General features: G+C 62.3%; 16 protein-coding genes. 3 read left to right on the top strand and 13 right to left on the bottom strand.

The genetic code is table 11. The features are described 5' to 3' along the window. Positions 1–42: 42 nt before the first annotated feature. The 11 genes from AC1DEY_RS02575 to AC1DEY_RS02525 form a co-directional block, all read right to left on the bottom strand. Positions 43–270: a Flp family type IVb pilin gene (locus tag AC1DEY_RS02575; protein WP_476866650.1), complete on the bottom strand. Its 228-nt coding sequence runs from the start codon at positions 268–270 to the stop codon at positions 43–45. A gap of 49 nt (positions 271–319) precedes the next feature. Then, positions 320–532: a Flp family type IVb pilin gene (locus AC1DEY_RS02570; protein ID WP_476866649.1), complete on the bottom strand. Its 213-nt coding sequence runs from the start codon at positions 530–532 to the stop codon at positions 320–322. Between the two features lie 276 nt (positions 533–808). After that, positions 809–2,209: a pilus assembly protein TadG-related protein gene (locus AC1DEY_RS02565; protein ID WP_476866648.1), complete on the bottom strand. Its 1,401-nt coding sequence runs from the start codon at positions 2,207–2,209 to the stop codon at positions 809–811. Between the two features lie 53 nt (positions 2,210–2,262). Continuing rightward, positions 2,263–2,718: a TadE/TadG family type IV pilus assembly protein gene (locus AC1DEY_RS02560; RefSeq protein ID WP_476866647.1), complete on the bottom strand. Its 456-nt coding sequence runs from the start codon at positions 2,716–2,718 to the stop codon at positions 2,263–2,265. Positions 2,719–2,793: 75 nt separating this feature from the next. After that, positions 2,794–3,675: a type II secretion system F family protein gene (locus AC1DEY_RS02555; protein ID WP_476866646.1), complete on the bottom strand. Its 882-nt coding sequence runs from the start codon at positions 3,673–3,675 to the stop codon at positions 2,794–2,796. A gap of 12 nt (positions 3,676–3,687) precedes the next feature. Further along, on the bottom strand, positions 3,688–4,632 hold the full coding sequence (locus tag AC1DEY_RS02550; protein ID WP_476866645.1) for a type II secretion system F family protein: 945 nt from the start codon (positions 4,630–4,632) through the stop codon (positions 3,688–3,690). Between the two features lie 5 nt (positions 4,633–4,637). Continuing rightward, entirely contained in the window at positions 4,638–6,086 is a 1,449-nt protein-coding gene (locus AC1DEY_RS02545) for a CpaF family protein (RefSeq protein ID WP_476866644.1), read from the bottom strand. Then, positions 6,083–7,276 (bottom strand): CpaE/TadZ family protein, encoded by a 1,194-nt coding sequence (locus AC1DEY_RS02540; protein WP_476866643.1) that lies wholly within the window; start codon positions 7,274–7,276, stop codon positions 6,083–6,085. Before AC1DEY_RS02540 ends, AC1DEY_RS02545 begins: the two co-directional genes overlap by 4 nt. Then, positions 7,273–8,001: a Flp pilus assembly protein CpaB gene (gene cpaB, locus AC1DEY_RS02535; protein WP_476866642.1), complete on the bottom strand. Its 729-nt coding sequence runs from the start codon at positions 7,999–8,001 to the stop codon at positions 7,273–7,275. Before cpaB ends, AC1DEY_RS02540 begins: the two co-directional genes overlap by 4 nt. A gap of 149 nt (positions 8,002–8,150) precedes the next feature. After that, complete coding sequence (locus tag AC1DEY_RS02530) at positions 8,151–8,357, bottom strand: Flp family type IVb pilin (RefSeq protein WP_476866641.1); 207 nt, start codon at positions 8,355–8,357, stop codon at positions 8,151–8,153. Between the two features lie 269 nt (positions 8,358–8,626). Then, positions 8,627–9,328: a prepilin peptidase gene (locus AC1DEY_RS02525; RefSeq protein ID WP_476866640.1), complete on the bottom strand. Its 702-nt coding sequence runs from the start codon at positions 9,326–9,328 to the stop codon at positions 8,627–8,629. A 319-nt stretch (positions 9,329–9,647) separates the two neighbouring features. On the opposite strand from AC1DEY_RS02525, the gene rplM reads away from it, so the two are divergent. Further along, entirely contained in the window at positions 9,648–10,091 is a 444-nt protein-coding gene (gene rplM / locus AC1DEY_RS02520) for a 50S ribosomal protein L13 (protein ID WP_015937805.1), read from the top strand. A 36-nt stretch (positions 10,092–10,127) separates the two neighbouring features. Next, a complete protein-coding gene (rpsI, locus tag AC1DEY_RS02515; protein ID WP_018773707.1) occupies positions 10,128–10,637 on the top strand; it encodes a 30S ribosomal protein S9 in 510 nt (169 codons plus the stop codon). Positions 10,638–10,718: 81 nt separating this feature from the next. Here rpsI and AC1DEY_RS02510 read toward each other — a convergent pair whose 3' ends face one another. Both AC1DEY_RS02510 and AC1DEY_RS02505 read right to left on the bottom strand, forming a co-directional pair. Then, entirely contained in the window at positions 10,719–12,644 is a 1,926-nt protein-coding gene (locus AC1DEY_RS02510) for a glycosyltransferase family 39 protein (protein ID WP_476866639.1), read from the bottom strand. Beyond that, on the bottom strand, positions 12,641–13,858 hold the full coding sequence (locus AC1DEY_RS02505; RefSeq protein WP_476866638.1) for a bifunctional glycosyltransferase family 2/GtrA family protein: 1,218 nt from the start codon (positions 13,856–13,858) through the stop codon (positions 12,641–12,643). Before AC1DEY_RS02505 ends, AC1DEY_RS02510 begins: the two co-directional genes overlap by 4 nt. A 217-nt stretch (positions 13,859–14,075) precedes the next feature. Here AC1DEY_RS02505 and glmM point away from each other — a divergent pair, with 217 nt between their 5' ends. Beyond that, positions 14,076–15,437, top strand: a complete 1,362-nt coding sequence (gene glmM, locus AC1DEY_RS02500) for a phosphoglucosamine mutase (protein ID WP_476866637.1) — start codon at positions 14,076–14,078, stop codon at positions 15,435–15,437. The last annotated feature ends 37 nt before the right edge of the window (positions 15,438–15,474 follow it).

Raw genomic sequence — 15,474 nt, 5'->3', positions numbered from 1 at the left:
GCTCAGAGCCGCCACCACACGATGTTTCGGGGCCGATGGGGTTTAAGGCGTGCAGGAAGCCTGGCCGGCCGCGCCACCTGCAGCGAAAGTCCCATGCGATACGGAGCATTGCACCTGGACGAACGTGTCATGCAAGGTGCCTCCGAGGAGCGTGACGGCCGCGATGATCACGACCGCTATCAACGAGACCATGATCCCGTATTCGACGGCGGTAGCGCCGCGCTGGTCGCGGCAAAGACGGGCAGCGATGTTACTGAAGAACGAACTCATGAATGCCTCCTGAACGGACTTGCTAGCGGAGAAGTACCTTGGCGGGGTGCTACGCGCAAGTCGACGTAGCTGCTGTCCAGGTCTTACCCGAGACTTGGCACTGCACCTGGCTGAACGTGTTCTTCATCGTGGTGCCGAGGAGAGTCACGGCGACGATGATGACGACCGCGATGAGGGAGACCATGATGCCGTACTCGACGGCGGTGGCGCCGCGCTGATCTCGGCGAAGGCGGGCTGCGAAGCTGGAGAAAATAGAACGCATTGGTGACTCCTGAGCGAGTTGGGAGGCTGGCCCTGCACCAGCACTGAGAGGAACTTAGCAACGGACGACACGCCGACGATTCGCCTTTGACGCATCCTGTGCTAAGGCTTCCCAAACTGCACGTTTCCTGTACATTCCCTGCGCTCATCTTGCGCTTGAAATGCAACATTGCTGTCGCCGGGCCCAAGGAAGGACCCCCTTGGCTCTGGTCCAAGGGGGTCCGGTTTCTGGGGCACGAGCCGCGGTTGGCGGCTTCCTGCGCGGCTGATCGAAGGGTCAGCCGGGAATACGTATCAGCCGGGAGTTCGAGCTGATCGCATTGATCGCTGAGACAAATATCGGACCGAGGTCCGCTCCGTTTGACGCGCAGAAGAAGTAATCCCCGTCGGAGTTCTCCGCCGCCGCGAGAGCCGGCGTTGAACAATCGTTGCTGGCAGTGCTTGGGACCCCTGTGGATTTTTCGGAGGCAGCGGCAGCGAGGACGTCGCGCACATACGCTGAACCGCTGCCGCCGCATCGGGCTGACGTTGCTGCGTTGTACGCGACAGTGACGATCAGGATGTTCCGCGCCTTTGCGTCGGCTGCAACGGCTTTCAGATTGTTGCAGGCAATCACCGGGTCTGAGTTCTTGACGTCGGCAGGATCACTCACCGAGGTGGTTCCTCCGGTGCCCGTCTCGTTTGGTTGACCATCCGTCTCCAGGACAATGGCCTTGCGGGGTGTTCCTGAGCGGGCCGGCAGGCTCCCCAGGTTGTTGGCATCCATGCCAAGCAGATACCGGGCCGCGGCCTTCATGGGCGAGGCCAAATACGTGCCGCTGCCCGAGTGCGCCAGGCATTGCACACCCTTGACGAGTGCGCTGCTGTTGTTGAGCGCAGGCGGTGTGCCTGTGGTGGTGTAGTCATTGGAGAACGGGACGGGAATCCAAGGGCCACTCGTGGCCGAGCCCGAAGGGTTGGTGACGCAGCCGCTGGTGGGGCTGCTCCGGCCGATAGTTCCCAGAGCTACGTACTGCTGGTCCTTGGTCATGGTCTTGAGCGTGGTCTGAATGGCGGTTTTCATACTGGAAAGGTCAGTGTCGCTCATACTGCCGGTCCGGTCGGCCACCAGTGCGACGTCCATGGGGTTCGGTGTCTGGGAGCCGCAGGAGCCCTTGCAGGCATCTGACGCCAGCGAGCCGGTGTTGCCGCTATTGATCCCGATCACGGGCGCGAAGCTGAATGCTACGTCCTTATCGTCGGTCACTGTGATCGAATTACAGGCGATACTACCCCCTGGGATACAGGGGATTGCGCAGATGGTTTCGTTGCATCTGGCGCCGGCGATTGTTCCGGGATTGCAGACGCTCGGAATCTGGCTGGTGACCACAGTCCTGCCCGTACCTGTTGACGCCACCACGCACCAGAAGGTGACCGTGGGTGCCGCTTCCGGGTCGTTGGCCCGGGCGAATGATGCCGCTGCGTTGCGGGCAGCCACCGGGTCGCCGGGGAGGTATGACGCGCCAGCCAGCGCGGCGGCGTCCAGGGCGTTGCTCAGGTGCTGGCGCTCATAGACCAACTTGCCGACGTCGAGCGCCATCGCAAGGGCTCCGAAGAGCACAGGAACCATCAAGGCGAAAATGACGGTCGCCGCCCCGCGCTGCCGGAGTGCTTTGCTGCGCTTGTTCTTGCGGTTCACTGGCTCCTGGTTGCTACGGACGCGACGTTGCCGCTTAAGGAACGATCCTGATGTCAAGGCGTGCATGATCCTCCGGTCCAACGCTGTGCACCCGAGGCCACGGCGGCCGGGCTTTCCATTTTCATGACGGCTTTTGCTTCGAAAACGCCCCCGAGCGCCCACGAATAGAAACCGGTCAGGGACGACTGGGGGTAGCGCAGGCACACGACCATGAGCCCCGGGGCCCCTGCTGACGTGTCGACGGCAAATCTGACTTGGAGCTGGCTGGTGTCCAGCGAACCTCCGGCGCGGTTGGCGGAGGCAATGACGTCACCCTGAGTCACCCCCTGCCTGGCGCTCTCGCGGGCCGCTCCCTGCAGACTGACGCTTTGCCCGAAGGCCATCCCAAAGTCGATTACGCCAAGCAGCATGGACACGAGCAAGGGAAGCACCAAAGCAAATTCAACAGCCGTGGCACCGCGCTCCCGGCCATCCCGAACCGTTCGACGTCCCGTCCTGGACCTAAACATCTGTTGCTCCTTCAATCTTGGGATTCCTGCCCACTCCGGCGAGGTGAGGGATGAATTGCGTGCCGACTAGATGCGTTACCGGCCCGAAAAGGTGGCGATTGCGTTGATAACAGCGGGACCAAGGATGACGATAAACAGCGGTGGAAAGATAAAGAGAAGCAACGGAAAAACCACGGCGACCGGAAGCTTCATTGCTTTTTCCTCTGCCCGAAGACGTCTCTTGATTCGCATCTGGTCTGCCTGGGGTTTTAGGACCCGGGCCACTGAAAGGCCCTGCACATCGGCCTGGATGACAGCACCTACGAAACTCTTCAAATCCCTCACCGTGGACCGGGCGGCCATGGCCTTGTAAGCCTCACGGCGGGTACGGCCGGCCTGGATGTCCTGCAGCGTGCGTACCATCTCTTCCGCCAGCGGACCCTTTCCACTCGTGCCCACGCGAGCCATGGCAGTTTCAAAACCGAGGCCGGCCTCGACTGAGATGAGCAACTGGTCAAGGACATTGGGCAGATCCAGTTGCAACCTCGCCTGGCGTTTTGTTCCGCTGTTGTAGATCAGCAGGTCAGGGAGGAAGTAGCAGGCTGCCGTAAAACAAACTGACAGCAGAGCTGCCTGAGGACTCTTTGTTCCGCCGAAAAGAAGCGCCAGGACAACCCCGCCAAGGGCCGCCAGAGCTTTCAGGCTCAAGAGGCGGTCCAACGGCATTGAGGCCGGCCGTCCGGCGTTCCCGAGCATCCGGTCCAGACGGGACACATAGGACGTCGGCGTGAGCCTGCGTGCAAGACGGACCAGCCAGTGCGGTCCGGCAGACGAGACATCCGCTTGCGGGGCCGAAGCGGCAGCCAGCCTCGATTGGATCAAACGGCCGGAAGCTCTGTCGACGCCGATCAGGGACCAAGCGAAGTACGTCAAAGGAAGGATGATAGTGGCGATCAGCAGCCAGACTGTGGTGTTCATGTCCTCAGCTCCTCAGAATTCGATCTTGACCATGCGGCTGATCCAGAAGGACCCGATGGCCATCATGACCACGCTGGCTGTGATGAGGACCCAGCCCAGCGCCGTGGTTGTCAGGACCGACATGTATCCCGGATTGACGAGATTGATGAATAGTGCGACGAAGAACGGCAGCGCAATCAGGATGTATGCCGAGAACTTTCCTTCTGCCGCCAATGCACGGACCTGGCCCTTGATCTGAGCCCTTTCGCGCACGGTCTCTGCAACGTGGTCGAGAACCCCGGCCAAATCGCCGCCAACCTCTCGGTTGATCTCAATCGCTTGGCTGAGCCACTGGAAGTCCTCGCAGCGCATCCTATGACCCACCTCGGCCATAGACTCCGACACGGGTCGGCCAACTCTTTCCTCATTGACGATCCTGGCGAGTTCCTCGCCCATCGGAGCCGGCATCTCGACGCTGGCCGTGTGCATGCTCTGGGCGATGCTGTGGCCTGCGCGCAGGCTGCCAGAGAGGGACATAAGCATGTCGCTGAGCTGCTCGTCGAATTCGGCTCGCCGGCGCCCGGTCTTGAAGGAGAGCAGCGCCCTCGCGCCCACCGGACCAATGGCCGCGAACACGACGGCGAGAAGCCAGCCCTGTAGCACGTAGCCCACCAGGCCCAGAACGAAGGAAGCAACCAAGATCAGGACGACGAATTCGGAGGGCCGGACTTTCAGTCCCGCCCCGCCGAGTGCGTCGCGGCCAAAGGGGCCGCCACTTCCTTGTCCGACTCGACGCTCAACGACCGCGACGGTGACGCCGCTCAGCTTCGAAATCATGGAGGAGTTGGACTCCGCCTGAGGCCTTCTCCGGTCGACATGGATGTCGGTGTACCGGGGCCTGAACGCAACGAAAAGGGCGAGAGACACGGCGAGCAGAATGAGAACGGTTCCGGCCAGCAACGCCGAATCATGAGTCATGGTGCTCACCATCCCGATTTGGGGGAAGCAGGGACGAAGATTTCGCCGGGAACGCTGATTCCCAGGTCGGCGAACCGTTCGACGAAGCGTGGGCGGACACCAGTGGGAATGGGCTTGCCGATGAATCGACCATCCTGGTCAACGCCCGCCGCGTAGTCGAAGACGAAAGCATCCTGTAGCGTCACGACGTCGCCCTCCATGCCGAGGACTTCGGTGATGTGGGTGACTCTTCGGGTGCCGTCCTTCAGCCTGCTCAACTGGACGATCAGATGGACTGCGCTGGCGATTTGTTCACGGATGGCCCTTAGCGGAAGATCCATGCCTGCCATGAGGACCAGGGTCTCCATGCGGGCTATGGCGTCCCGGGGCGAGTTTGAATGCACCGTGGAGATGGATCCGTCATGGCCGGTGTTCATGGCCTGGAGCATGTCCAGGGCTTCCCCGCCCCGGACTTCGCCCACCACGATCCTGTCCGGCCGCATACGGAGAGAATTTCGCACGAGGTCGCGGATGCCAACGGCGCCGCGGCCTTCGATGTTTTCCGGCCGGCTTTCCAAACGGACCACGTGCTCCTGCTGCAGTTGCAGTTCCACGGCGTCTTCAATGGTGACGATGCGTTCATCGTCCGGTATGAACGAGGAAAGAACGTTGAGCAGTGTGGTTTTTCCAGTGCCGGTACCGCCCGAGACGATGATGTTCAGGCGTGCCTGGACGCAGGCGTGGAGCAGCTGCGCCATGGCCGGTGAGAGAGAGTCGAACCTGATCAGGTCCTCGACGGTCAGCGGTACGGCGGAGAACTTTCGGATAGTCAACGACGGGCCGTCCACCGCGAGGGGCGGGATGACGGCGTTGACTCGCGAACCGTCCTGGAGCCGCGCGTCTACCAACGGCGAGGACTCGTCGATACGGCGCCCCACCCGGGAAACGATCCTCTCGATGACCCTGCGCAGGTGGGAATCCGAACTGAATGTTGTGCCGGTCAAGTGCAGCCGGCCGCCGCGCTCCACATAGATTCTGTTGGCGCCGTTGACCATGATTTCGGACACCAGCGGGTCGTCCAGGAGCCGCTGTAGCGGCCCAAGGCCCAGGACTTCGTCCACGATCTCCCGGATAAGGCGCCGCCTTTCTTCCGGCGTCAGGGGGACCTGCTCGTCATCGATGAAGGAGCCAAGGGCCTCGCGCACCATGCGCCGCACGTCGCCTTCGTCGAGGCTGCTGTCAGTGATGCGATTGCCAAGACGGGCTGTCAGTTCTTCGGCCGCGCGCTTCTTGATCCCTGCCAGGGCGTCCGAGGAGGCGGCTTGAGGTGCCACGGCCAGGGTCCCCAGCAGATTTTTGCCGGCGGGTTCGGCCGCCGGGACAACGGAAACCGGGGCGGTGCCGGGCGTGTGATCCGGCTGGGTGGGGCCGTCCGTGGCCATCCGGACGACTTCAAGTCGGTCTACGAGACTCATGGCATTTCGCCCCTTCGGTTCAGGTGCTTATTGGCGGCGGAGGACGAATTTGGCCCCAAGAGCGCGATTAGGCTTTTCAACCCTTTCAAGGCCGGATCCCGGCGGTTGTCCTGGATCAGCGGGACGCCGGCATTCGTTGAAAACGGCAATGTGCGGGACCACGGCAGGATGATGTCCACCGGCAGACCAACCGTGGCTTCCACATCCTGGACAGTTAGTCCGCTGCGCTTGTCGGCGAAGTTGAGGACAATCGTGTTCGACGGGGGCATGAGGTCCAGTTGTCGCAGCACGTCCAGTCCGTGGTTGAGGCCCCGGATGCTGGGAATGTCCATTCCGCAAACCCAGACGCCGTCGGTGGCCAGTTCCAGGACGGCCAAGACCTCTTCCCCGAGACCTGGCGATGTATCCAAAATGACGAACGGGAACTCCAATGACAGCTGGTTGATCAAAGTTGTCACGTGCGCCGGCTTGATGAGGTCGGCATCTGCCGGACGACGCGGCGCACACATGGCGTATGCCCCGGACGGATGCCGGCTGAGGAACGCCTTCAGCACCATGGCGTCACTTGAGGCGGCACCCGAAACTGCATCATTGATGGTGTACTGCGGCTCCAGGCCCAGCCCCGAGGCCACATCTCCGAATTGAAGGTCGAGATCGACAATCACAGCGCCCATCGGTGCCAGTTTGGCCAAACCAACAGCCAAATTAGTGGCAACGGTGGTCTTCCCCACCCCGCCCTTCGGGGACATCACGGAGATCACCCGCCCGCGGACCCGATTCTGGCTGGCATCATCGGATACAACCTGCTTGCGGCTCCTGGACGTTTCCGCAGCGTATTCCAATGCCTCACGCAGGAGTCGGGCCTCCGTGTCCGGCGGCAGGACATCGCGGATGCCGGAACGCATGGCGGCCAGAGTGAGTTCGGGTGTCACGACTGCTGCCAGCACGAGCACTACATCCGGGAAAGCGTGCTCCAGGCCTGCCGCCAAGGCGAGCATCTGCTCGGTCCGGACGTCGGGGCCCAATACCATCACATCGATGGGCCCGCCCAGATTTTGGGCCATCAGATGGCCCGGGCTGCCGCCCGCGGCTTCGGAGGCAAGGACCTGGATCTCGTGCGCGTCTCCCAGAGCTGCCGCGAGATGCTGCTCGAACTCAGGGGTCGACGTCAGGACTAGGAAGCGGCTCATTGGAAGATCCCGCTGGTGGTGACGGCTGTGCGTTGGCTTGCGGGTGTCTTCGCCGTCTGTTTGGTCAGCCAGATATTGCCCACACGGGCACTGAGAATGATTTTGGCGGAGTCAGTGGAATTGCGGGCCAGGGTCACAAACGAGGAACCGGTGGGAACAGCAGATGTTCCATCCGCCGTGTTTCCATTGCTGGGCGGCGCCTGCTGGATTGCAGTCACCAGAACCTTGTCGAAGACCAGTTGGGTGCTCATGACTTGCGGAGCCGCAGGATCTCCCTGGGTGACGTAGAGTCCCACGAGGTCTCCGGCACGGAGCGTGCCGCCGACCACACTTTCCGGGGGCAGCAGAATGGTGACTTCCTGCATGCCGGCGGGGACCTCCACTGCACCCGGGGTAACCCGTTGGGACGGGTCCACCAGCCGGCTTGCCAGCAGCTGTTCCCCCGGTTCCAGGGCGACGGCCGTGACCTGACCCGTGAATCCGTCCAGCGAGGACAGAGCGCCGTCGGCCTTGGCCGCATCCGGAATGGACCGGAGCCGGACGTGCAAACGGAGGTCTTCCACAGCGGTACCGGCAGGAACCGCTGAATCGATCACGACGACGTCGACGGGCTGGAGGGATTCCTGTGCCCGGCGGTCTGCATTCGACACGTAATTTACCAACATCAGGGTGCCGGCGATCGCCAGGACGAGCGCAGCCAGCCCAGCGATTAAACGAGATTTCATGACTAATTCCTCACCTCTTGGAAAACCTCAAGATTGCTTGAGCGCACATTAGAGCGTCAGCGTGGGCGCGGCTTGCCGCTGCCGAAACACTCCTGCCGGCTGCCCGGTGTTTCGGACAGCCGGCAGGAGAGCGAGCGGTTAGCGAGGAATTAGGCCGGCGGCGCGAGGTGGGTGGTTACGCCAGTGAAGACGTCGCGGAGGCTTGTCCCGAAGGCGGTCACGGCGCCGATAATGACGACCGCGATCAGAGCGACCATGATTCCGTATTCAACGGCGGTGGCGCCCTTTTCCTCGTCCGAGAGGCGGTTCTTGATTCCAGAGACAAAAGCGAGCATTGAGACCATGAGACCAGTCATTTTCTTATTCCTTTTCCAGAGTTATGAATAGTGAACGAATTTCCAGCAAATCCCCTTTGCCTATTTGCTGGAGCTTCGTTGGAACAACATTTGCACGGCTGTTATCGGCGGCGCAATGAATGTTGATACTCGACTTTTGGAAGGAAAATTGGGGCACCACCTACCCGCAAATGAGAGGTGTACTCAGTTTCCAAGTAGGGGCAGGGCCCGACTACTTGGTTTGATAAGCCGTCTTACTGAAACGTCGCCCGTGGCCGGACGGAGGCTACCTAGGGCAACAGCAAGATAACGGCCAGGCCGGCTGCCAGCATGGAGGGCCCGTAGGCCACTTCCTTTGGCTTGTTTCCGCGGTTTTTCAGCATAATAACGGCCGAGCCGAGGCCTCCGACGACGAATCCCAGTGCTCCGCCGTAGAACAAGTGGGGCCAGCCTAGGTAGCCCAAGTACAGGCCAAGTGGCGCGGCGAGCTTCACATCACCCATTCCGAGGCTGTTTCGGCTGGTCAGGGCAAGAAAGAGGTACAAAACGAACAAAATTAAGGCGCCGGCAGCTCCCCGTAGCAGGCTACCTGCCTCGCCGGACACCCCTGCGGCGACCCCGAGAAGCGCCAGGCCGGCCCCCAGCAGGGGCAAAACCATCCGGTTGGGCAGTAAATGGTGCAAAAGGTCGATTCGCGCCAGCTGGACGCCGGCAACCGCCAGTAAGGCATAGGCGGGGAGCTCAGGGGAGAGCCCGAAGCGCCAGGCCAGCAGGGCTGAGAATACAAAGGTGGCCGCCGCCGTCGTAATTCTCAGTCGTACCGTCAGCGGTCCGCCGACATGGGGGAGTGCGCGCCCGATGAGGAGCTCTGCCAACTGGCCCAGGCACGCTCCCAGGAGGCCAACGCCGGCTATGAAGAGGATCCCGGTTGACGGTCCGACAGGCTGTGCGAGCAGCAGGGAGATGGAGTCGGCGGTGACGGGGTGGGACACGGTTCCTCCAGGGATGCGGCGGGCCGGCACGGGAAAGTCTGCGCAACGAGGGGCAGACAGGATGCATCCGGACACCCCATTTTGACCCAAGAGGCCGCCGTCGGCTATTCTTGGTAGTCGTTGTGCGTGTCCTATCTCGATGGTGCGTGCCCGCTTGAGAATCCGGTTGCAGGATAGCTACTCAACGTGCACATTCGAGACCTCAGGATGACTGGTTACATAGAGCCCTCACCTCTGTTCCGGTAGCGCATAGATAGTAGGTGCACCGTAAGAGTGACGCCTAAAACAAGAACGCCAGAACAAGAACGAGGCAAACACCGTGCGTACGTACACCCCGAAGCCCGGCGATATCAACCGCCAGTGGCACGTCATTGACGCCACCGACGTTGTCCTTGGTCGTCTTGCCAGCCAGACCGCAATCCTGCTGCGCGGCAAGCACAAGGCCACCTTTGCGTCCCACATGGACATGGGCGACTTCGTCATCATCATCAACGCTGAAAAGGTTGCCCTCACCGGCGCCAAGCTGGAGCAGAAGCGCGCATACCGCCACTCCGGCTACCCGGGCGGCCTGACCTCCGTCAACTACGCGGAGCTGCTTGAGTCCAACCCGGTTCGCGCCGTGGAGAAGGCCATCAAGGGCATGCTCCCGAAGAACTCCCTCGCTGCACAGCAGCTGGGCAAGCTGAAGGTGTACCGCGGTGCAGAGCACCCCCACGCCGCCCAGCAGCCCAAGACTTTCGAAATCACCCAGGTCGCCCAGTAGTCCTGGCCACCAACCAACTTTTTATCAAGGAGAATCGTGGCTCAGAACGAAGAACTGACCACCGAAGCCGTTGAGGCTGAGGAAAACCTGACCAGCTACACCTCGGAGAGCGGTGCTGCGGAAGCAGCTGCGCCGAAGAAGGAACGCCCGGCACTGACCGTTGCCGGCGCTGCAGTTGGCCGTCGCAAGGAAGCCGTCGCACGCGTTCGCGTTGTGCCGGGCTCCGGCAAGTGGACCATCAATGGCCGCGAGCTGGCGAACTACTTCCCGAACAAGCTGCACCAGCAGGATGTCAACGAGCCCTTCAAGATCCTCGATCTTGACGGCGCCTACGACGTCATCGCCCGTATCCACGGTGGCGGCATCTCCGGCCAGGCCGGTGCCCTGCGCCTCGGCATCGCCCGTTCGCTGAACGAGATCGACACCGAGAACAACCGCGCCACCCTGAAGAAGGCCGGTTACCTGCGTCGTGACGCCCGCGTCATCGAGCGTAAGAAGGCTGGTCTCAAGAAGGCTCGCAAGGCTCAGCAGTACTCCAAGCGCTAATCCCGCTTGGGGCGCAAAGCGCCCCTCCGAAAGCCCGTTCCGCCACCCGGCGGGGCGGGTTTTCGCCGTTCCAAGGGCCCCTTATTTGGTGAGTTGGAAGTACTGTGCGCCGTCGATGTCCTTGGCAACGAACCGCTGCCTGACCCATTCGACGATTCGAGCTGACTCGCCGCGCCCTTCAAGCGTGAGCGGCGGCAGACCCTGGATCACGACAGATCCCACACGCCCCTCCTCTACCAGGACTTTGAACTGCTCGAGGGTCGGGAAGGGGTCTGTGCCATCGAAGCCGCCGAGTGGCAGCACTGCCCGGCCCAGCTCCAGTTGATAGTTGGCCGCCGACTCTGAACCCACCACGGCTGCCGCCCACGCAGCGGACGAGGGCGACTGGCGGAGGCGTTCCAACAGTGCCGGTGTCGGCACGTCACCGAACACAACCGTCAGGAGGCTTGAGGGCGTATCGGGGGATGAGCGGGACCGGTCGTCTGTCCGAAACCCGAAGATGCTGGGTCCGGCGTTAACTCCTGCTCCTGTGTGAGAGTTCAGAACTGTATTCATCGACCAGGTGACGGGCCCGGTGAACAGCGCGGCCACGATAAGAAGTGAGGACGCTTTTGCCACTCGGGGCCCCGGGGCCCGAACGAAGACTGCAGCGATGGCTAGGCCCCATAGGCAGAGCATGGCGACCGGCATCCACGGAAGCTCCTTCACCGAATAGGCGGCGGTGATGCAGGCAAAGGCCATGCTCACGATCAAGGTGAGGCCGGTCAGAATCCGAATTCTGGTCCGCTGCAGGCCACGAAGGAAGTGCATCAAAGCAACCGCGGCCAGGACGCACAGGGGCGGCACTGCCGTGAGTACGTAGTAGGGATGCACGATTCCCGACATGAAGGCCAGCACAGTTGCTGCGCAGACAAACCAGATGCCGCAGGCCAGGAGAAGCGCGCGTGCCCCGGGCCGCCCCTGGCGCCGCCCCAGATACCAGACGGTCACGCAGAGCCCCGCAATGGCCAACGGAAGGAACCAGCCACTTTGACCAGAGAACTGCGGCTGGAGGAACCGTTGGAAGCCAGCGTCCAGCTTGTCGGCGGTCCCCGCACCCGGAGCCATTGTCCTGCTGGCATCGGCGCCAGTGAGGCGGTCCAACCCGTTGTAACCAAGGGTCAGTTCGATAACGCTATTGTTCCTTGATCCCCCGATGAACGGTCGCTGGGAGGGGCTCGTCAGCTGGACCACAAGCAGCCACCATCCCCCGGCCACGGCGGCCGCCCCCAGCGCTCCCAGCAGGTGCAAGAGACGCCTGGGCAGTGAGGCGCGGGCGAAGGAAAAGTAAGCAACCCCCACGGCCGGCAACACCAGCAGGACTTGGAGCTGTTTCGTCAGGAAGCCCGCGCCCGTAAGAACTCCAGCCAGCAGGAGCCACCGGAACCTTGAGGTCTCCACGGCCTCGAGGGTCAAATAGACAATGCCAATCATCAGCAGCGTCAAGAGTGCATCGGGGTTGTTGTAGCGGAACATCACGGTTGCAACTGGAATGACTGCCAGGAATGCGCCGGACAAAAGTGATGTCGCGGCATCGAAGCGCTTGCGGACCATGCGGTAGAGGAGGTAGACGCTGATGACGCCCATGAGGGCCTGAGGGAGCAGCAGACTCCAGGAGTTGAGTCCGAATATCCGGACCGATAGTGACATGACCCAGAGGCTGAGCGGGGGCTTGTCCACGCTAATGGCGTTGTTCGGATCGGATGAACCGAATAGAAAAGCCGTCCAGTCGAGCGAGCCGGACATCGCCGCCGCTGAATAGAACGAGTTCGCCCATCCGTTACGGTCAAGCCCCCAGGTGTACAGCAGCGTCGTCAAGGCAATGAGCGCCAACAAGGCCGGCCGCTCCCAGACGGGATCCACCAACCGGCCGCGAAGAAATTTGGCCACAGGTGCCGGTGTCCGGTGCTGTCGCCTGACGCCGCGTGTACCGGTTGCACCCGCGGTGTCAGCTGCGACGCGGCTCACTGGGCTGCTCCTTGGGCCGGCGCCAGGGCGAGTGCGGCGGTCCGGCCGCCGCTGCGACTGTCGCGGAATACCCAGACTCGCAGCAGCACGAATCTCATCAGGGTTGCGAGAACATTTGCCCCGGTAAGGATTATCAGTTCAAGGTTCGGAGGGGCGTCGGCGTTGACCGTGTGGAGGATGGCCAGCGAGGACGACGTCATGGTCCACGCGAGGAGGAACACGACCAGACCCTGGATTTGCTGTGTGAACAGCTTGACCGGCCCGCTAATGCCAAACGTAAAACGGCGGTTGGCCGCTGTGTTGCCGATGGCGGTCAGCAACAGGGCCATGAAATTGGCCTGCTGCGCACCGAACGGCGCCTGAAGGACCAGGTACAGCAGCGCAAAGGCGATTGTGGATAGCGCCCCGACGATTCCGAACCGGAGTACTTGGCCAAAGAAGCTGGGCCGTCCCGGAGGGGCGATCGGCCTGCGACCCAGTTCCGCATAGATGGCTTGAACCGGGATGGTCCCCTTGAAAAGAGCTCCGGCAACGCGGACCAGGCCACGAAGATCATCAATGGCAGTCTGCTTGATATCGACTCGGCTGTCGGGGTCGTCAATCCAGTCCACGGGAATTTCGTGGATCCGCAGGCCGGAGCGCTCGGCGATGATCAGCATTTCCGTGTCGAAGAACCATCCGTTGTCCTCGATGTGGGGGAGAAGCCTCCTGGCGACGTCTGCGCGGAGGGCTTTGAATCCACATTGGGCGTCGGAGAACTTCACCTGAAGGGTCCGTCGGAGCAGATAGTTGTAGGACCGAGAAATGAACTCGCGCTTTGGCCCGCGGCTCACCCGGGAACTCTGCCCCAGTCTGGTTCCGATGGAAATGTCCGAGTGACCCGACAGCAGCGGAGCTACGAGTGGGGGCAGGGCGGCGAGGTCCGTTGACAAATCGACATCGAGGTACGCAACGACGTTGGCCGAGGATGCGCTCCACGCATCCCTCAGCGCGAACCCGCGTCCCTTGACCTCAAGCCTTCGGTGAACAACATTTGGCAACTGCGCCGCTAAGCGTTGGGCAATAGTCGAAGTATTGTCCGTGCTTGCATTGTCCGCAATCGTAATTTGCCACGTCGAAGGCATTTCTTGCGATAAGTAATTCGCGAGCTTAGTGATGCTGCTTTCAAGTACGGCCTGTTCATTAAAGACCGGTACTACGATTTCGAGCGCCAAGCCCCCAGAGCTAGGTTTCATGCCACGAAGCCTAAACGCATCCTGGAAAAGGCAGTAGGTTTTTGGGGAAAGTAGAGTACAAGAAACTTCAAAACCAAGTAGTCGGCCAACCCGCTTGGCTTGGGTGGCCATTTCCATGTGCCGGGATCGTCACCTCTGCAGCGGATTGATGGCGTGCACCCCCTCGTGTGGCCGGCCATCGACTAAGCTTGGTCCGATGTCTAGATTATTTGGAACCGATGGAGTCCGTGGCCTGGCGAACGGGTTGCTGACCGCCGAGCTCGCCTTGCAGCTGGCTCAGGCCGCCGCCGTCGTACTTGGCCATGACCGCAACACGACCGGGAAGCGGCCGATCGCCGTGGTGGCACGCGACCCCCGAGCCAGCGGCGAGTTCCTCGCTGCCGCCGTGGAAGCGGGGCTCTCAAGCTCGGGAATCGACGTCTATGACGCCGGCGTCCTCCCCACCCCGGCCGCCGCCTACCTCGTGGCCGACCTTGACGCCGACTTCGGCGTCATGATCTCCGCCTCCCACAACCCCGCGCCGGACAACGGCATCAAGTTCTTCGCCCGCGGCGGCCAGAAGCTGCCCGACGACGTCGAGGACGCCATTGAAGAGCAGCTCGACAAGGAACCCTTCCGGCCCGTCGGCGGTGAGGTGGGGCGGATCCAGCGCTTCTCCGACGCCGAGGACCGCTACATCGTGCACCTGCTCGGCACGCTTCCGTACCGCCTGGACGGCCTGAAGGTAGTGCTGGACTGTGCGCATGGTGCGGCCAGTGGCTGCTCCCCGCAGGTGTTCAAGGACGCCGGCGCGAACGTGGTGGTCATCGGCGCCGAACCGGACGGTCTCAACATCAACGAAGGTGTCGGCTCCACCCACCTGGGCCCGCTCAAGCAAGCTGTCCTGGATCACGGGGCGGATCTCGGAATCGCCCACGACGGCGACGCCGATCGTTGCCTCGCCGTGGACCACGAGGGCAACGAGGTGGACGGCGACCAGATCATGGCCATCCTTGCCGTGGCGCTCAAAGCCTCCGGAAAGCTCAAGGACGATGTCCTGGTGGCCACCGTCATGAGCAACCTCGGCCTGAAGCTCGCCCTGCGCGACGCCGGGATCAGCCTGCGTGAAACGGGGGTGGGGGACCGCTACGTCCTCGAGGAAATGCGCAACGGCGGCTTCAGCCTTGGCGGCGAGCAGTCCGGGCACGTGATTTTTGCCGACCACGCCACCACCGGCGACGGTGTGCTGACCGGCCTGCAGATCGCCGCTCAGGTGGCTCTCACGGGGCGCCCGCTCAAGGAGCTGGCCACGGTGATGACCAAGCTGCCCCAGGTCCTCATCAACGTCAAGGGCGTGGACCGCACCCGTGTGAAAGGCGATGAAGTAGTCGCAGCGGCCGTTTCCGTGGCCGAAACAGAACTCGGCGACACCGGACGCGTCCTCTTGCGGCCCTCCGGTACCGAGCCGGTGGTGCGCGTGATGGTGGAAGCCGGAGACCACGAAACCGCCCAGGGCGTCGCGGAGCGGCTGGCCCAGGTGGTCCGGACCGAACTGGCCCTGGCGCTCGTCCCCGAATAGCCCCGGCCCCGAATAGCCCCGTCCGGAATAGCCCGGC

This window comes from Arthrobacter sp. 05T47, from assembly GCF_056395825.1.
This window is presented reverse-complemented; position numbering and strand designations above follow the sequence as displayed.

Bases quoted from the DNA above. Each gene is read 5' to 3' on its own strand.
- AC1DEY_RS02575 (WP_476866650.1), bottom strand. From the start codon at position 270: ATGAGTTCGTTCTTCAGTAACATCGCTGCCCGTCTTTGCCGCGACCAG.
- AC1DEY_RS02570 (WP_476866649.1), bottom strand. From the start codon at position 532: ATGCGTTCTATTTTCTCCAGCTTCGCAGCCCGCCTTCGCCGAGATCAG.
- AC1DEY_RS02560 (WP_476866647.1), bottom strand. From the start codon at position 2,718: ATGTTTAGGTCCAGGACGGGACGTCGAACGGTTCGGGATGGCCGGGAG.
- AC1DEY_RS02555 (WP_476866646.1), bottom strand. From the start codon at position 3,675: ATGAACACCACAGTCTGGCTGCTGATCGCCACTATCATCCTTCCTTTG.
- AC1DEY_RS02550 (WP_476866645.1), bottom strand. From the start codon at position 4,632: ATGACTCATGATTCGGCGTTGCTGGCCGGAACCGTTCTCATTCTGCTC.
- AC1DEY_RS02545 (WP_476866644.1), bottom strand. From the start codon at position 6,086: ATGAGTCTCGTAGACCGACTTGAAGTCGTCCGGATGGCCACGGACGGC.
- AC1DEY_RS02540 (WP_476866643.1), bottom strand. From the start codon at position 7,276: ATGAGCCGCTTCCTAGTCCTGACGTCGACCCCTGAGTTCGAGCAGCAT.
- cpaB (WP_476866642.1), bottom strand. From the start codon at position 8,001: ATGAAATCTCGTTTAATCGCTGGGCTGGCTGCGCTCGTCCTGGCGATC.
- AC1DEY_RS02530 (WP_476866641.1), bottom strand. From the start codon at position 8,357: ATGACTGGTCTCATGGTCTCAATGCTCGCTTTTGTCTCTGGAATCAAG.
- glmM (WP_476866637.1), top strand. From the start codon at position 14,076: ATGTCTAGATTATTTGGAACCGATGGAGTCCGTGGCCTGGCGAACGGG.